Here is a 16,457-nt window from a genome sequence, read left to right as displayed (position 1 = left end):
TTATCCCTCGGACGGCACAAAGGCCGTCTTCCCTTTCTTGGTTTTCGCCTGTTCGTTTCGTTGATGCTCCAGCGCTTTCTGCTGGCGTTTTTTCATCACCGTGCGGTAGAGCAGCAGCCCTGCGCCGCTGAAGGCGATCGTAATCGCATAAATCCAGAAGGCCGATGCGAAATCCTGCTGGATCAGCTTGTCCCCGGCAAGCGTCGAGGTGATGACCGACGGAATCCGCGCGACGGTCGTAATGACCAGGAAGTGCGTGAACTTGACCGGCGTTAACCCGGCAAAATAGGTGATGATATCCTTGGGTGTGCCGGGAATTAAGAAGATCAGGAAGATCAATTTGTCCAGCTTCTGTTCATCCTTCATAAACGAAAGCTTATCGAGCTTTTCCTTCGGCACCAGGCATTCGACTAAGCTGGAGCCGTAGCGGCGCACGAGCCAGAAGATCAGCGCCGTGCCGACCGCCGCGCCGATCAGGCACAGGATCAAGCCTTCGATCGGGCCGTAAGCGACGCCCGCGCCGGTTTCAATGATTTCTCCCGGCAATAACGCAACTAACACCTGCAGCGCCATCATGCCTGCTAGCACCGCCCGGCCCAGCCAGCCGAACTGTTCCAGCCAGACTTTAAACTGCGCCGGATCCGAAGCCACGCTTTGAAATAAAACGAACAACACCGCCGTCATGACGAGGGTAAAGGTAAGGATCGCGCCGATTGAGAACCAACGCACACGTTTCTGCCACTTTGTTTTCTGTTCCATCTTGAGGGTCCTCCTGATTACTGGTTTTATTCTACCCGTTAAACATGAAGATCCCCTTCTGGAAATTCAAAAGAAATTCTTAAGCCTTGCTGAAGAAGCGATGAAGGTCAAAAAATTACGTTTTTATCAGCGATTTCTCCTCCTCCGCTGGCGTTTTCCGCCAGGTCTGGCTATAATGGATTTCCTGACATCTCAAAAAGCAGGGAAAGCGAGGTCTTGTATGAAAATCATTTATACGCTGCAGCATCCGCAATCCGAGCACCATCTCAACGGCCGGGTCGGCTCGTGGACGGATTGGGATTTAACCGAACTGGGCATCGCACAGGCCGAACGCATCGCCTTCCGTTTGAAAGAAGAACTGAAGGACAAGCCGGTCCGGCTTCTTTCCTCGGATCTCAAGCGCGCCTGGCACACGGCGCAGATCGTCGGCCAGGCACTGAATGTCATACCGGAAAAAGAAATCCGGCTACGGGAGCGGAACCTGGGCGAAGCTGTCGGCCATTCTGTGGCCTGGCTGAAAGAAAATTTGCTTCAGCCGGAAATCACGATCGACGACCGGCTGTTCCCGTCCGCCCAGACCCGCCGTGAACAATACGTCCAGCTCAAGCCCTTGCTGGAAGAGCTGCTGGCAAAGGAGGAGGAAATCCTGCTTCTTGTTTCGCACGGCGATACGCTGGGCATCCTCCATGCCCTGTGGCTGGGTCTGGAAGCGGAAGCACTGAATTCGATTCAGCTGGCCGGATCAGCCGGCGGCGTTTTGGAACTTTGGCTGCGCGGGGGCAAGCGGATCGTGCGCCGGCTCGGCGATCTGTCTTATCTGTGCTGAACTCTTGAATCAACAAAAAAACATGCGGCTTCCCTTTTCGGGATCGTCCGCATGTCTTTTTTATGCTTTTTTTTATCGTGTCCCATCCATTTTAAATGAATCAGAACCCGATTTCATCGGCGATCATGATGATCGTGAAACGTCCCGGCGTCTTCCGGCCATGGTTGATGATGCCGACCGAATTGCAGACCGACTGCTGGATCTGGCAATCCATGCACTTTCCCGTTTCAACGCACGGCGCTTTGTGATGTACGCGCATCGCATTGAGCGGCGCGATCTGACGCAGCCGCTTCATCGCGTCATCCAGCGTATCGACAACCTTGTTCACTCCGGCGACCACGATGACCTTGCGCGGTCCGTAGCTGATCGCCGCGACACGATTACCGGACGAATCAATATTGACCAGCTGCCCCTGCCGCGTGATCGCGTTGCTGCTGGTCAGAAAGACATCCGCTAACAGAGCCTGACGGTAGATTTCCTCAACCTCGGAAAACGGCAGCCCCTCCTGGTAACGGTCAAAAAAGTGATAATCGCCGTTGCGCAGGATATTGATCATATCCATCGCTTTGAGCGTTTCCGATCCGCCGACGCCGACGCTGGCGCCCTTGGGGATCAGCTCGAGCACTTTGTCGCGGGCTTCCTCCACATTTTCGGCATAATAGGTGATATACCCCTTTTCCGCTAACAGATCGACCATTTCATGGGCGACGGCCACTGCTCTGCGCTTACGATACTTATCCATACGACTCTCCTCTTTTCTATTTTTTTGACAAAAAAGACCGCGGCGAAAGCGCGGCCCTTTTCATTACTGATTGACTTCTGAATACTTCCGGCGTTCCGGACTCAAGTTGTCGCAATAATACCGCACGGTCAGCGCGCCGCCAATCTTGGTTTTGACTTTCGGCAATTCCATAAACCGGTCGCCTTCCAGCATGATTTCGATCATCGCTTTGCAGCAGGCCGTCAGATTGTTCACCTTCGGCTCCACTTCCGTCATCAGCTCTTTGGCGTTGATATCAATATACAGCCACTGGATGTTATGGGCATCCCATTTTTTCTGATTGATAATGTCGATATAATCTTGTACTGTTTTCTTTTCCATTAGAAAGGTACCCCCTAATCGATTTTATTATAGCATTGAACATCAATGAAATAAAGTCGAATCGCGGAATCAAGCCGTTTTTTCAGAATTCAAATCAAAGAAAATAATCTAAAACAAATTCCATCATGACGCCCAGCCCCGGAAGCAGCGACGCCTTTTCGATTTTTTCTTCGCGGGTATGCGCGCCCTCGCCCAGATAGCCGCCGAAGCATAACGAGTTAATGCCCAGCGAGAACGGAATGTTGCAGTCGGTCGATCCAGAGTGCCCCTCCGGCCGCACGCCGATCCGCCGTTCGATCAAATCCTCGACCTTTTTCTCAATCGCGCGCTGTTTCTCCTGGTCGATTTCGCCCATGCACGGCCGTTCGCCTAAAATCTCGACATTGACCTCCACGCCCATCTTCCGGTAAGCGTCGATCAGGCTGTCGAACATGCCGCGCAGCTGATCCAGGTGCTCACGCACATCGGAGCGGAATTCAAACAACATCGAAGCCTGCTGGGCGATCGTGTTGACGGAAGTGCCGCCTTCAATCGTGCCGACATTATAGGTGGTCTTGCCGCCCTGCGGCACTTTGACAGAGTACAGCGCGTCGATCAGGGAAGCCAGCACGCGGATCGCGTTGCGGTTGCCGAAAGCGCCGTAGGAATGGCCGCCCTCCGTCTTCACTTCGACGCGGTAGCGGACGGAACCGACCGCCTTGTTGACATAGCCTTTATAGGAGCCGTCAAACGAGTAAACCTCGCTCAGCTTATCCGCGTAATCCTGCATCAGCCGGCGGCAGCCCTTAAGGTTGCCCAGACCTTCCTCACCGGCGTTCAGCACGATCAAAACGCCTTGCTTCGGCGGACACTTCTGCTCGAGCAGATACCGGGTGATGACCATCAAAAGCGCGACGTTCGCCGTGTCGTCCCCGACCCCCGGCGCTTTCAGCCAGCCGTCTTCCTCCACCAGCTCAAAGCCGGTTTCATCCGGGAACACCGTGTCCAGGTGCGCCATAAACGCGACGGCCTTGCCGGCCTGAACGTCGCCGAGTGTAACGATGACATTGCTTGCCTCGTCGATTTTCACATCTTCCGCGCCGACATCGCGAAACCACTTCGCGCAGAACTCAGCGCGGGCCTGTTCATGATTACTGAAGGCCGGGATCGCCACCAGCGTGCGGATCAGTTCCACAACCTCATCCTGATGATCGCTGACATACTGTTCAAAAGCTTCATTCCAAATCAAAGAAATACCCCCTTTTTTCAGGTTTCATTATACCATTCTTTTCGGCGTCGGAACAATTTATGTTAGAATAGTGCCAGGAGGTGATCCCTGTGATCCTCGAGAAGAATCAAATCGCCGCGGCGGAAGCGGCCAGCGGCAAAACTGAAACACAGCTGATGGAGCTGGCGGGCAAACGCTGCGCCGACACGCTGCTGCACGAATATCCGGAAAACGACTCGTTTCTGATCCTGTGCGGAAGTGGCAACAACGGCGGCGACGGGTTTGTGATCGCCCGGCATTGCTTAGCGGCCAACCGGCAGGTGGCGATCATTCTGATGCTGGACGACATCCGTACTCCGGCGGCGATCGAAGCCCGGCAGAAGCTGCCGGATTCCTGCCTGATCTATGGTTATCAGGAATTAAGCGAAACCCAGTTTCAGACGATGGCGCAGCGCGACGACGTGATCGTTGACTGCGTGTTCGGATTTAATTTCCATGCCCCGCTGCCGGATTTTTTGCGCAGCGCTTTCCGCTGGATCAACCAGCAGCGCCTGCCCGTTGTCAGCATCGACCTCAACAGCGGTCTGGAAGCGGATCACAGTCTTGGGGATCCCGATGCCCTGCACAGCGAGCTGACGCTGGCGTTAGGGGCGTTGAAGCCGGTTCACTTATTCAGCCGGGAACATCAGAAGCTGGACCGGCTGATTCCGATCGGACTGGGGTTCGCGGAGCCGGAGGCATCGCGCTGGATCCAGATGGACGCGCTGCAGGTCACGCGCCTGCTGCCGCGGCTGCACGACAACGATTATAAAAGCACGACAGGCCGGTTAACCGTGATCGCCGGCAGTCCCTGGATGGCCGGCGCAGCCCAATTCAATCTGGAAGCGGCCCAGGCGATGGGCTGCGGCATGCTTCACGCGCTTGTCGATCCCGCAATTTATCCGATCCTGCAGGCAGCCTGTCCGCACGTCGTCTATCATCCCAACACGCTTTCGGAAGCGGATCTGACCGCGCTGCTTAATCAATCCGACGCCGTGGCAATCGGCAGCGGCTGCGATCATCTGGCAAATCTGGAAACGTTATTGGAAAGAGTGCTGCGCCGCAGTTCCGTGCCGGTAATTCTGGACGCCGCCGCACTGCGCTGCCTAGCACGTCATCCGGAGTGGCTCAACACCCCTCACGGCGATTGGATTCTCACGCCACATGTCGGGGAGTTCAGCGCGCTGTGCGGACGCAGCGTTGAGGAAATCCAGGCGGACCGGATCCGCTGCGCCGAGGAATACGCCCTCGCTCATCAGGTGACGCTGGTCTTAAAAGGCGCGGACACGCTGATCGTTTCACCGGAAGGCCTGCGCTGCGTCAACAAGACCGGCAACCCGAGCCTGGCCAAAGCCGGCAGCGGCGATCTGCTGACCGGCATGATCGCCGCCCTCGCTGCACGCGGATTGACACCGATGGAAGCGGCCTGCTGCGGCGTCTGGCTGCATGGCAAAGCCGCGGATAAAGCGATTGAAAAGACCTCGCTGTACGGCGTTCATCACAAGGAAATTCTGGCCGGTCTGGACGCCTTCTTATTCGATCATCAGAAGGAGTTATGGCGGTAATGGAAATCCGCCCGGTCAACCGCGCTGATTTACCGGCAATTCGCGACTTGTTTCTCCGCAGCGTCCAGGAAGTCGCCATCCGGGATTACACCCCCGGCCAATGCGCCGCTTGGACAGCGGGCGCTGATAAACCCGGCTGGGCCGAGCGGTTTTTAGTCACCTGGACGATCGGCGCATTCTGTGAAGATCAGCTGGCAGGCTTTGCGAATCTGGAAAGTCCGACTCAGCTGGATTGTTTCTACGTCCACCCCGATTTTCAGCGTCAGGGCGTCGGCACCGCTTTGTTGAACGCTGTCGTAGCCCAGGCCCGCAGCCAGGGCGCGGTCTTCCTGGAAAGTGATATTTCGCTGACCGCCGAACCGTTTTTCCGCAGGCAGGGTTGGAAAGCTGTGCGCCGCAATCAGGTCTGCCGGGGTGATCAGGTGCTGATCAACACGACGATGCGGAAGACATGGGGTTAAAGCCAGACGGACCGTCTGTGTTTTATCTCTGGCGATTTCGCTGCATATTTACCTTTAATTTAACCTAAACAAACGGACGACTGTGATAAGCCGTCCGTTTTTGATCTTTCTGTTTTATGATTCTGTTTCGTTTTCCGTTTCTTCTTCTGGCTCCAGCACGCTGAGATGATCGGTGTACTGATCGAACCACTGCGTGATTTCCTTTAACCGGCGGATCCGGTGAATCGGCTTCCCGGAACGGCTCAGCTCATGATTTTCACCATGGAACAGGCAGATCCGGGCGTCGACATTATGCAGCTTCAGCGCCTGAAACATTTGTAAGCCTTCCGCCATCCAGCAGCGGTAATCCTGATCGGAATGGATGAACAACGTTGGCGTCACCGCCTTGTCCGCGTATTTTAACGGTGAGAAGCCCCACATTTTTTCCGGATTTTCCCATGGCGTCGAATCCATCTGGCTCATGTTGTGATAGTAGCCGATATCGGTTGTCAGCGATTTGGAAAACCAGTTGGAAATGGAGCGCTGGCTGGCAGCACACGCGAAACGATCAGTATGGCCGATAATCCAGTTGGTCATAAATCCGCCGTAGCTGCCGCCGGTGACCGCAACGCGTCGTTCATTAATCATCGGATAGGTCTTCAGCACGAGATCCGTAAACGTCATGATATCGGAATAGTCGACTGTTCCATACTTGCCGCGCAGATCCATAAACGCGTTGCCGCGGCCGTCGGAACCGCGCGGGTTGCAGAAGAACACAAAGTAGCCCTGAGAAGCCCAGTACTGCATCTCATGCATGAAGACTTCGCCATACGCCGCTTTCGGTCCACCGTGGATATCCAGCACCGCTGGATAGGTCTTCGCCGGGTCAAAATCGATCGGTTTCAGCACCCAGCCGTCAATCCGCACGCCGTCGTTGGTAAAGCTGATCTTCTCCGGCTGAGCAACATAGGACTCCGCGAGCACGGCGTCGTTAACATGCGTGAGCTGGATTTCTGCGCCGTCTTTCAATTCGTACAGCTCCTGCAGCCGCATTTTGCGCATCGCGCTCAACACGATCCGGCCGTTCTGCACGTCGAAGAAATCGACGGAGCCTTCCGCCGTCGTTAACGCCCGGCGCTGCCCCTGACGATCAAACACCGTCAGTTCGGAATGGTTATCCCACGTCAATAACGTCCAGATCTCGCCGTTGACGATCTTCCAGCCGCGGCCGCCATACAGCTTGGCATCGCTGCCGACAGAGCTGCCCCACGACAGATCCTCGCCGTTGAGCAGTGTCATCGCACCGCTGGCAACATCAATCGTATACAGCTTGGCGTTTTCGCTGGATCCCCAGGTTTGATAGTCGGTCGCGGTCACGGCCAGCTGGTTATCGTTAAGCCAGCCGAGATGACCGAAGCTCCATTTGCCCGACGGCACCAATGTCGTCCGCTCGCCGCTGGCCCGGTCAATTAAATACAAGACTGAGGTCTGGCTGTTGACGGAATCGAATTCAGGACCGGCGATCGCGATCTTCGTGTGATCCGGGCTGATTTCCAAATGCCGCACATCCATGTATTTCGGGGATAAGATCTGAGCCTCGTCCGTGCCCGGTTTCACCAGCACCGCCCAGGTTCTTTTTTTATTGATGAAGCCGCGGCCGTTAAACCAATACGGCAGTTCGTCTAAAACCTCGTAATCCTTTTCTTCTTCCCGCTGTGCCAGCACCTTGTCGAGTGCCTTGCCTTCCAGCCCCTCTGCCGGCAGCTCGTTGAGATCCTTCAAGACCAGCGCGGCCATCGTTTCCTCGTCGACCGGCTTTAACGCCGTGACCTTCCATGGCAGCGTAAACGCCTTCCGCGCTTCCCCACCGTTAAGATCCAGACGGTAATAGGTCGTCTGCGTCTTCCCCTGCTTCGCCGCTTTTTCATCCTCGCCGGTCCGATCGGCTGGAAACAGGATATGTTCCGCGTCTTCAAACAGGAAATTACGTTCTTTATGACCTGACGTCAACGGAATACTGCGTTTCTGATCAAAGTCCCAGCACCTCAGATCGTGCTCATACCCGGTGCCTTCCGCGTTGCTTTGGCTCTGCACATAAACGCATCGCCGGCCATCCGGCGATAACGTCGCTTCCGACAGATACTGATAGGCTTTAAACGTATCAATTTGAATTGGTTTTGCCATTTTATTCTCCCCCTGCCCCGCTAATGGAGCTCATTGTCCTTATTTTACCGCTGCCTGAACGCAACGTCAATTTGGTTGTGACGAATCTTCCGCTTCCATTTTCAAATGCACGTCCTGCTGCGGATACGGAATGCCGATCCCGGCCTCATCCAGCGCTTCCTTGATCGCCAGACGCAGGCCACGTTCGACCTCCCAATGCCGTAAGGGCAGCGTGCGGCAGATGACCGTGATGTTGACGGAGGAATCCGCCAGCTCCGTAATTCCCTGAACCTTCGGTTCCTCGACGATGATTTCCTTGACCTGCCGGGCATACGCCTTGGCCGCCTGATCGAGAATCTCCATCACCTGGCGGCTGTCCGCTTCATACGGCGTGCCGACCGTGACCTTCGCCAGCGAATCCATCCGGGAATAATTGATCACCCGGCCGATCGTGCCGTTGGGAATGATGATCTGCTGCCCGGCGAAGTTTTTCAAATACGTCACGCGCATCGCCGTCGCCGTCACAGTGCCTTCAATATCGTCCAGCTTGACATAATCGCCGACCGAAAACTGCTTTTCAAACATCATGAAAAAACCAGTGACCACGTCCTTGATTAAGCTTTGCGCGCCGATGCCTAAAGCCAGCGAGCCGATCCCGGCGGATAACAACAAATTGTTGATCGCATTGCCGAAGCCCAGCTGCGCCAGGATCATCAAGGCGCAGATGCCGTAGACGATATAACGGAAGGTGCTGCGCGTCATCGTCATCATTGTCTGCACGCGGCGCGCCTGCATTTCCGGCATTTCCTCGGATTTTTTGATCTGCCGGGCAGTTAATTTGGAAATCAGATTCAATACCAGCTTGCCGCCCAGAACGATCAACAGTATGCCGACGCCTTTCCAGAACAACAGCCCGCTGTTTTCAGCGAGCGTGCTCAGAAAACCGTTGAAATAATCCGTGATTGTTTTTCCCAGAATTCCTGTCATGAACATCCCCCTGTCTTGTGCTTAAGTTTAACGAAAATCGGCGGCTTATTCAATCCTTCTTCATGGAATTGAAAGATTTCCCGGGGTTTGCAGGCAAATTCCTTGTTTTCCCGCGTTTTTCACGGCTATAATGAAACCAGAATAACATAAAGGAGGATTCGTAATGGCAACGGTAATTACAAAGGATAATTTTGATCAGGAGGTCGTTCATTCCGACCTGCCGGTCATGCTCGATTTCCAGGCGCCCTGGTGCATGTACTGCCGGCGTTTAGCCCCGGTTATCGCCAAGCTGGAAAAAGAATTGGAAGGCCGGGTGCGGATCGGGACAGTCGATATTGATCAACAGCCGGAGCTGGAAGAAAAATTCGACGTCAACACGATTCCGTCGCTGATCCTGTTCAAGCAGGGCGTGCAGGGTTCAACGCTGGTCAATCCGCCGTCCCGCGGCGCAATCATGAGCTGGCTGGAAGAACAGGGGATCTGATGATGGAACACGTACAAGTCGTTGTTTTAGGCGGCGGCCCCGCCGGATACACGGCGGCGCTGTATTGCGCCCGGGCTGGTTTCCGCACTGTAATCCTGGAAAAATTGTCGGCCGGCGGCCAGATGGCGACCACCGCGCAGATCGACAATTACCCGGGGTTTGACGAAGGCGTCGATGGTTTTGAGCTGGGCATGAAAATGCAGGCGCAGGCGGAACGGTTCGGTGCTGAAACTTATTTGGAAGAAGTGCTTTCCGTGGATTTAACCGCAGTCCCCAAGAAGATTGTCACCGACAGCCGCGAGCTGACGGCGGACGCCGTGATTCTGGCAACCGGCGCGTCGGCGCGGAAATTGGGCGTGCCGGAAGAAGATTCGCTGGTCGGGCGCGGCGTAGCGTACTGCGCGACGTGCGACGGCATGTTTTATAAGGGCAAGACGGTCGCAGTCATCGGCGGCGGCAACACCGCGGCGGCGGATGCTTTGTTTCTCTCGCGGATTTGCGAAAAGGTGATTCTGATTCACCGGCGCGACACGCTGCGGGCCGACCGGGTTTACCTCAATCCGCTGCAAAGCTGCGATAATCTGGAATTCATCTGGAACAGCACGGTCGATGCCATTCTGCATGATCAAAAGGTCACCGGTCTGCGGCTGCGCGACAAGTTCAGCGGCGAGCTGCAGGAAATCGCATGCGACGGCGTCTTCGTCGCAGTTGGCCAGCTGCCCAACACCGCTTTGTTTGAAGGACAGCTGAAACTGGATCATGGATACATCGCCGCGGATGAAACGACGAGAACCTCGCTGCCGGGTGTCTTCGCGATCGGCGACGTGCGCACCAAAGCGCTGCGGCAGGTCATCACCGCCGCCAGTGACGGCGCAGTCGCCAGCCACTTTGTTGAGGAATACCTCGCTTCCCTGTAAGCTTCCGTTCCTCATTTCATAATTTCATAACATATTTGACGGCCGCGGTTTTCCGCGGCCTTTTCTGCCCGCCGAAATTTGTCTGAAATTACGACACAACGCGCAAACTGCTTATAGGCAAATCCTGTCTGTTCACGTATGATAATTTCAGAAAGCAAGGGATAGGAAATGTCATTGGACGCAAAGCTGAAGCAATCACTTTTGGAAACCGCCGCCCGCCATCGGCTGCGCCGCGGCAAATCCGGAAGGCAGACCGCCCGCAATCTCGTCGATCTGACCTGCACGCTGAAAAAAAAGGATCTGCCGGAATATGACAGATCGCTGATCAGTGAAGAATGCTTCAATCTATTAAAAAAGACGAGTATCGAAGACACGACAGCCTGGCTGATCCATCGGATCTAGCCTTTTTCATTGGCTTAGAACTGCCCCTGCAGACGCAAATTCGCCATTTTCTCGCTGTCATTGGCCAATTTCCGAATCCGCAGCGACAGGGATTTGGGGCTTTCCTTCATTCCGTTCCGGACCCAGTCACAGATAATCCCGCACATTCCATAGCTGTAAAAGCGGGAATACAGCCGCACATCCGCCTCCTGCAGCCGCAGGCTCCCATCCAGACGGCGGATCGCTTCTTCAAACAGCGTGCAGGTGATCTGAAACAGATAATCCTCAAAACACTGCGGCGAAGCGCTGATCGTATTCTCATAGAAGATCTGATTTTCGCGCATCATGGTCAGCAGCTTTTCCATGTGCTGATGCCAGTTGTCAAAGGTCACGTCGCTGGCCAGATAAACAAACCCTTCCTGATAATAAATCCAGTCCAGCAATTCGTATTTATCCTGAAAATGGTAATAAAACGTCTGACGATTCAGTCCGCATTGTTCCGTGATGTCCCGCACTGAAATCTTGTTAAAGTCCTTGTGATGACATAATTCTTTCAAGCCTTCCGCGATCGCTTTTTTCGTCAGATCCGCCATGTCCTGCCTCCCGGATCTGCACTTGCCCGACTCCCGGCCGCAAATCCTGTTTCTACGATAGCTTTATTGTAAGCTATTTTGATCAAAAGGGAAAGAATGAAGCATACCCGCTTCTGATAAATGGGATTTGGATCCAAGCTCGGTCATTTTACGGAGTGCTGCAGCCTCTGATCTCTGTAAAAGAGCGTAAGGATTTTAAAACACTGAATACTTTCTATTTAAAATTAATATTGGTATTAATTATCACATCCACTATAATTAAATAGGTATTAGGAAGAAGGGCGAAATGGATAAAAGTAATTTCCAGCAATATAAGCAAGCCAAAACTATTTCCGAGCAATTACAATATTTAAATGAACATAAAAGAGTTCAATTTAATGAGATGAATAAAGAAAACGCAGGAAACAAGCTGCTAGAATATAACTACATTAATGTAATTACTCCGTTTAAACATAGATTCGCTAAATTAAATAACAAGAAAGAAGTTGAAAAATCAAACGGAAGACATGTATACGAGAGAGATATAGAATTTCAGGAGTACTATAATTTCTTTATCCGTGAAAGAAAGTCTTATCCTATTATCATTACAAACATATTAGATTTTATACTACATTTTAAAACCAGCGTCGCTTATAATATTCTTACAACCTGTAAAATCCAAGATTCAAACCAGTTGAAATTATTTCTTGATAAATTAAACTTAAAATTTGCTTTTTTAACGTCGAAATATAAGGAAAACAGAATTGAACACATGAGCAATCGCATAAACGCTCTAAAAAAAAGATATTTTTAAATATGCTGATGTTTATTGCTTTTTTGATAGAATGAGTTTAGGAGATATGCTAACCGTCTTTACCTGTCTTGACAATTCAATGCAAAACAGAATTTTTCAGGATTTAAAAAAGTTTCAAATGACATTTAATGTTGATAAAGTCCCTGATTTTATTGATAAAGTGTTTTGTCTAGTATCCATTAGAAACTGTGTAATGCATTGCAATAGCCTGGAAATATTAATCAGATTCTATAATCCTAAAACACATGAGCTAAGAAAAAAATCAGATAGGAAAAAATATTTAAACATGATAAAAAATCTAAGTATAGAAAAAACTCACGATAAATCGTGAGTTTTCTTCCGCACCGAGTGCCATTTACAATGTTATTATATGCTATAGGTCGGTGAATATCAATTAAAAGTTTATATCAAAATCCTGAAGTTTGCTTTCACCGCAATCGGAAAGAGATCTTTAGTAAAACTCACCCCAGTGCCGCTAAGGAATTTTGTTTTCGAAGCCAAACCGTTCCGAGATCTTTTTCCTGATGTTGACAATCCCTGTCTTCGGCATAAAGCCGAATGTCCTTCCAATTTCGGACTCATGAAGTTCTAATGGCAAGAGCTTGTGAAATGAAAAAGACCGGCTTCCCGCATGGAAAAACCGGCCTTGGATTCGATCTTCGATTCGATAACTTCTTTAGCGCGCCAGCCAGCCGCCGTCGACAGGAATCGTCGCGCCGCAGATATAGTCGGAAGCTTCGCTCGCCAAAAAGACCACCGGTCCCTGCAGCACGGACGGATCGCCCCAGTAGCCGATCGGCAGCCGGTCGAGCACTTCTTTATTGCGGACCGGATCGTCCTGCATCGCCTGCGTCAGCGGCGTCTTCATGTAGCCCGGCGCGATGGCGTTGACGTTGATATCCTTGCTTGACAGCTCGTTGGCCATTTCCTTCGTCAGCCCCATGATCGCCGATTTGCTGGCGGTGTAGGCCGGTACGAGGATGCCGCCGGTAAAGGAAAGCATGCTTGCGATGTTGATGATTTTACCGCGGGTTCCCTGCTTTACCATCTGGTTGGCTGCACTTTGTGAAAGCAAAAAGACCTGCTTCAGATTCAAATTCAGCGTGTAATCCCAATCCGCTTCGGCGTATTCCAGAAACGGTGCGCGGCGGTTGACGCCGGCGTTGTTCAGCAGAATATCCAGATGACCATAAACGTTGACGACTTCCGCGACGATCGCATCGGTCAGCGCTTTGGTCGGCTTCGATAAATCTGCCTTCATGTAATGATAACCGCGGCCGATCTTTTCAATCGCTTCCCGGATATTCGCATCGTCGCCATGGCCGATGTTGAAAATATCCGCGCCGTTTTCCGCCAGACCAACGCACATCGCATAGCCTAAGCCTCGATTTGCCCCGGTCACTAATGCGACCTTGCCCTTTAGCAATCCTTCTTTATAAATCATATTCATCCTCCTCACTCGTTACCCTAACAATAGCACAAATTCCGTGTTTTGTATCCTTCATTTATTTTTTCACAAGTTGCTCAATCCAACTGTTCATGCAAAGTCCGCCGCACAGCGCCCGGACCTAGCAGCATTGCGGTCAACAAATCTTCCACCCGTTCAATAAGACCTGCATCTTCCAGATCCAGTCCGAAAATCGCCGGATTCTTTAAAATAGCGCGCACGCCGGTAAGCGGCGGGCAGGTCTGACCCAGCGTAATGCCTTCCAGCAGCGGCCGCAGCGTGTCCAGCAATGGGTCCGGGCTTAACGGCATCGGCTGCCCCTGATCATCAATCCCCAACAGGTAGCGCAGCCATCCGGCATAGACCAACGGGATCGCCTTTAAATCGGAAAGCGGGCGGCCTTCCTTCATATACGCCTTGACGGTTTCGCCAAACCGCACCCCCAGCTTCTGTGAGGTATCGGTCGCGATCCGCTGCGGCGTATCCGGCATAAAGGGATTCGGGATGCGCAGCGTCAGCACTTCGTCAAGAAATTGTTCCGGCGCCAGAATTTTCGGGTTTGTCACAACCGGCAACCCTTCCACCCGGCCGATCCGTTCCGCCAGCCGCTTTAAATCCGGATCCTGCATTTCCGCACTGATCTTGGTGAAGCCGAGCAGACAGCCGAACACCGCCAGACCGGTATGCACCGGATTCAGACAGGTCGAAACCTTCATCCGCTCCACCTGCTCTACCGTCTGCCGGTCCGCGAACATCACGCCGGCTTTTTCCAGCGGCGGACGACCGTTGGGAAAACGGTCCTCAACGACGAGATACTCACATTCCTCGGCGTTGACAAACGGCGCGATGTAGGTATGCCTGGCCGTTATGATCGGGCTGACATCCTCCACTCCGTCCTGCTTCAATAACGCTTCAATCGCCGGATCCGGCCGCGGCGTAATCTTGTCGATCATCGTCCATGGGAAACTGACCTGGCCTTCATCCTGCACATAGTCCAGAAAGCCCACTTCCATCTTGCCCGCGCGCGTCCAGCCTTCAGCCATTGTCACAATCGCCTGTTTCAGCTTTTCGCCGTTGTGCGAACAGTTGTCCATACTGACCAGCGCGATCGGCAGCGCCCCGTTTTGATACCGCGCGGAAAGCAGCGCGGCGACTTTGCCAATATAGCTGAGCGCCGCCTGCGGCCCCCGTTCAAACTCAGCGGCGATCTCCGGCAGAATCTGCCCTTTTTCATCGCGGACACGATATCCTTTTTCCGTGATCGTAAAGCTGGCCAGCTGCAGGCTCGGCTGGATGAACAACTTTCTTAACGTCGTGAAATCCGCGCTGGCCGGATCGAGGCGGCGGCCAGACTGCCGATCACCGTTTTTTCCACGCTGCCTGAGGCTTTCAGCGTGACCAGAATATTCAGATCATCGTGCGGATTGAGCATTCCGTCGACGATTTCATCATCATATCCTTCCGCCGCGATCAGACCTTCCGAAACTTCCCCGGCTTCAATCAGCTGCTGCATCAGCCGCGTCTGATACGCGCGGAAGATATTCCCGGCGCCAAAGTGAATCCAGCGCGGCGTTGCCAGCGTTGCCTGACGCATCCGCTCGCGGTCGTATTGCGGCAGCGTGTAGCCATGATCCAGCCAGCCTTGCCGGTCTTTCAGTCCTTCATCAGTTAATCGCATACGCGGCCCTCGCTTTTGACAATCGCTTCCCACAAACCGTTAAGATAAGCCGCGCCCAGCGCCCGGTCATACAGACCATAGCCCGGCATCGCTTTCTCGCCCCAGATCATCCGGCCATGGTCCGGACGGATCGGGCCGTCAAAACCGATATCGAACAGCGCTTTCATAATTTCATACATATCAAAGCTGCCGTCACTGGACAGATGCGCACTTTCCTCAAAATCATCCGGCGTATTAAACTTCAGGTTGCGGACATGCGCGAAGTGAATCCGGCCTTTTAACGAGCGGATCATGTGCGGCAGATCATTTTCCAGATTTGTTCCATAAGAACCGGAACAAAACGTCACGCCGTTGTGCGGATTGTCGACCATCTTCATCATCCGCAGAATGTTGCCCTCGTTAATAATAATCCGCGGCAGACCGAACACGCTCCAGGCCGGATCATCCGGGTGAATCGCCATGTTGATGTCATACCGGTCGCAGACAGGCATGATCGCTTCCAGGAAAATCCGCAGATTTTCAAACAGCTGCTGCTCATCGACGCTGCGGTACAGCGCAAACAATTCCTTGATCCGGTCCATTCGTTCCGGTTCCCATCCCGGCAGGATAAAACCGTTGGTATCCGCGCCGATCGAAGCGAACATCTTTTCCGGATTCAATTCGTCCACCGCTTTCTGCGTGTACGCCAATACCGTCGAGCCGTCCGGACGCTTGCGGGCCAGTTCGGTCCGCGTCCAGTCAAAAACCGGCATGAAATTATAACAGACCATGTGGATGTCCGCTTTGCCCAGATTTTCCAGCGTCTGAATATAATGATCGATCATTTCGTCGCGCTGCGCCGTTCCCGCCTTGATCGCATCGTGAACGTTGACGCTTTCAATTCCGCTGACGCGCAGTCCGGAAGCCTCGACCTCATCTTTCATCGCCGCGATCCGCTCAGGCGTCCAGATTTCACCTGGCAGCGTGTCATACAGCGTCGTGATGACGCCGCGGACGCCCGGAATCTGACGGATTTGTTCAAGCGTTACGGAATCGTAGCCGGTCCCATACCAGCGTAATGTCATTTCCATAGGTTT

General features: G+C 53.1%; 18 protein-coding genes. 7 read left to right on the top strand and 11 right to left on the bottom strand.

Going from position 1 to position 16,457, the window contains the following annotated elements:
- Entirely contained in the window at positions 1-759 is a 759-nt protein-coding gene (locus I2G61_RS00560; protein ID WP_072685013.1) for a TVP38/TMEM64 family protein, read from the bottom strand.
- A 220-nt stretch (positions 760-979) separates the two neighbouring features.
- Between I2G61_RS00560 and I2G61_RS00555 the strand changes: the two genes are divergently transcribed.
- Positions 980-1,585, top strand: a complete 606-nt coding sequence (locus I2G61_RS00555) for a histidine phosphatase family protein (protein ID WP_072685012.1) — start codon at positions 980-982, stop codon at positions 1,583-1,585.
- A gap of 100 nt (positions 1,586-1,685) precedes the next feature.
- Here the strand turns inward: I2G61_RS00555 and I2G61_RS00550 are convergent, their stop codons facing one another.
- From I2G61_RS00550 to I2G61_RS00540, 3 genes are all read right to left on the bottom strand, one after another.
- Positions 1,686-2,327, bottom strand: coding sequence for a lactate utilization protein (locus I2G61_RS00550; protein ID WP_006058713.1), 642 nt, complete (start codon positions 2,325-2,327; stop codon positions 1,686-1,688).
- A 63-nt stretch (positions 2,328-2,390) separates the two neighbouring features.
- Positions 2,391-2,687 (bottom strand): hypothetical protein, encoded by a 297-nt coding sequence (locus tag I2G61_RS00545; protein ID WP_072685011.1) that lies wholly within the window; start codon positions 2,685-2,687, stop codon positions 2,391-2,393.
- 94 nt (positions 2,688-2,781) lie between these two features.
- Positions 2,782-3,915, bottom strand: a complete 1,134-nt coding sequence (locus tag I2G61_RS00540; protein ID WP_083538584.1) for a M20/M25/M40 family metallo-hydrolase — start codon at positions 3,913-3,915, stop codon at positions 2,782-2,784.
- Between the two features lie 89 nt (positions 3,916-4,004).
- On the opposite strand from I2G61_RS00540, the gene I2G61_RS16725 reads away from it, so the two are divergent.
- Together I2G61_RS16725 and I2G61_RS00530 are read left to right on the top strand one after the other, a co-directional pair.
- Entirely contained in the window at positions 4,005-5,498 is a 1,494-nt protein-coding gene (locus I2G61_RS16725) for an NAD(P)H-hydrate dehydratase (RefSeq protein WP_195395395.1), read from the top strand.
- Positions 5,489-5,959: a GNAT family N-acetyltransferase gene (locus I2G61_RS00530; protein ID WP_195395396.1), complete on the top strand. Its 471-nt coding sequence runs from the start codon at positions 5,489-5,491 to the stop codon at positions 5,957-5,959. Before I2G61_RS16725 ends, I2G61_RS00530 begins: the two co-directional genes overlap by 10 nt.
- A 114-nt stretch (positions 5,960-6,073) precedes the next feature.
- Here I2G61_RS00530 and I2G61_RS00525 read toward each other — a convergent pair whose 3' ends face one another.
- Positions 6,074-8,122: a S9 family peptidase gene (locus I2G61_RS00525; RefSeq protein ID WP_195547733.1), complete on the bottom strand. Its 2,049-nt coding sequence runs from the start codon at positions 8,120-8,122 to the stop codon at positions 6,074-6,076.
- Between the two features lie 66 nt (positions 8,123-8,188).
- On the bottom strand, positions 8,189-9,088 hold the full coding sequence (locus I2G61_RS00520; RefSeq protein ID WP_072685007.1) for a mechanosensitive ion channel family protein: 900 nt from the start codon (positions 9,086-9,088) through the stop codon (positions 8,189-8,191).
- 163 nt (positions 9,089-9,251) lie between these two features.
- Here I2G61_RS00520 and I2G61_RS00515 point away from each other — a divergent pair, with 163 nt between their 5' ends.
- From I2G61_RS00515 to I2G61_RS00505, 3 genes are all read left to right on the top strand, one after another.
- Complete coding sequence (locus I2G61_RS00515; protein WP_072685006.1) at positions 9,252-9,572, top strand: co-chaperone YbbN; 321 nt, start codon at positions 9,252-9,254, stop codon at positions 9,570-9,572.
- Complete coding sequence (gene trxB, locus I2G61_RS00510; RefSeq protein ID WP_083538582.1) at positions 9,572-10,489, top strand: thioredoxin-disulfide reductase; 918 nt, start codon at positions 9,572-9,574, stop codon at positions 10,487-10,489. The genes I2G61_RS00515 and trxB overlap by 1 nt, the downstream gene beginning before the upstream one ends.
- 168 nt (positions 10,490-10,657) lie before the next feature.
- Complete coding sequence (locus tag I2G61_RS00505) at positions 10,658-10,891, top strand: hypothetical protein (RefSeq protein WP_072685004.1); 234 nt, start codon at positions 10,658-10,660, stop codon at positions 10,889-10,891.
- A gap of 14 nt (positions 10,892-10,905) precedes the next feature.
- On the opposite strand, the gene dhaS is transcribed toward I2G61_RS00505, so the two are convergent.
- Positions 10,906-11,463, bottom strand: coding sequence for a dihydroxyacetone kinase transcriptional activator DhaS (gene dhaS / locus I2G61_RS00500; protein ID WP_072685003.1), 558 nt, complete (start codon positions 11,461-11,463; stop codon positions 10,906-10,908).
- A 286-nt stretch (positions 11,464-11,749) separates the two neighbouring features.
- Here dhaS and I2G61_RS00495 point away from each other — a divergent pair, with 286 nt between their 5' ends.
- Positions 11,750-12,256, top strand: coding sequence for a hypothetical protein (locus tag I2G61_RS00495; protein ID WP_072685002.1), 507 nt, complete (start codon positions 11,750-11,752; stop codon positions 12,254-12,256).
- Positions 12,257-12,932: 676 nt separating this feature from the next.
- On the opposite strand, the gene I2G61_RS00485 is transcribed toward I2G61_RS00495, so the two are convergent.
- From I2G61_RS00485 to uxuA, 4 genes are all read right to left on the bottom strand, one after another.
- On the bottom strand, positions 12,933-13,700 hold the full coding sequence (locus I2G61_RS00485; RefSeq protein ID WP_200798802.1) for an SDR family NAD(P)-dependent oxidoreductase: 768 nt from the start codon (positions 13,698-13,700) through the stop codon (positions 12,933-12,935).
- A gap of 80 nt (positions 13,701-13,780) precedes the next feature.
- Entirely contained in the window at positions 13,781-15,004 is a 1,224-nt protein-coding gene (locus I2G61_RS00480; protein ID WP_229100621.1) for a mannitol dehydrogenase family protein, read from the bottom strand.
- 5 nt (positions 15,005-15,009) lie between these two features.
- Positions 15,010-15,381 (bottom strand): hypothetical protein, encoded by a 372-nt coding sequence (locus tag I2G61_RS16285; RefSeq protein WP_229100619.1) that lies wholly within the window; start codon positions 15,379-15,381, stop codon positions 15,010-15,012.
- The gene (gene uxuA, locus I2G61_RS00475; RefSeq protein ID WP_072684998.1) at positions 15,372-16,451 is read right to left on the bottom strand and encodes a mannonate dehydratase; all 1,080 of its coding nucleotides are present in this window, start codon (positions 16,449-16,451) and stop codon (positions 15,372-15,374) included. The genes I2G61_RS16285 and uxuA overlap by 10 nt, the downstream gene beginning before the upstream one ends.
- Positions 16,452-16,457 lie beyond the last annotated feature (6 nt).

Origin of the sequence: Holdemania sp. 1001095H_141210_F2, assembly GCF_015558105.1 — a bacterium.
GTDB lineage: Bacteria > Bacillota_I > Bacilli_A > Erysipelotrichales > Erysipelotrichaceae > Holdemania.
The sequence above is the reverse complement of the archived record's forward strand: the minus strand, read 5'-3'. Positions and strand labels throughout refer to the sequence as shown.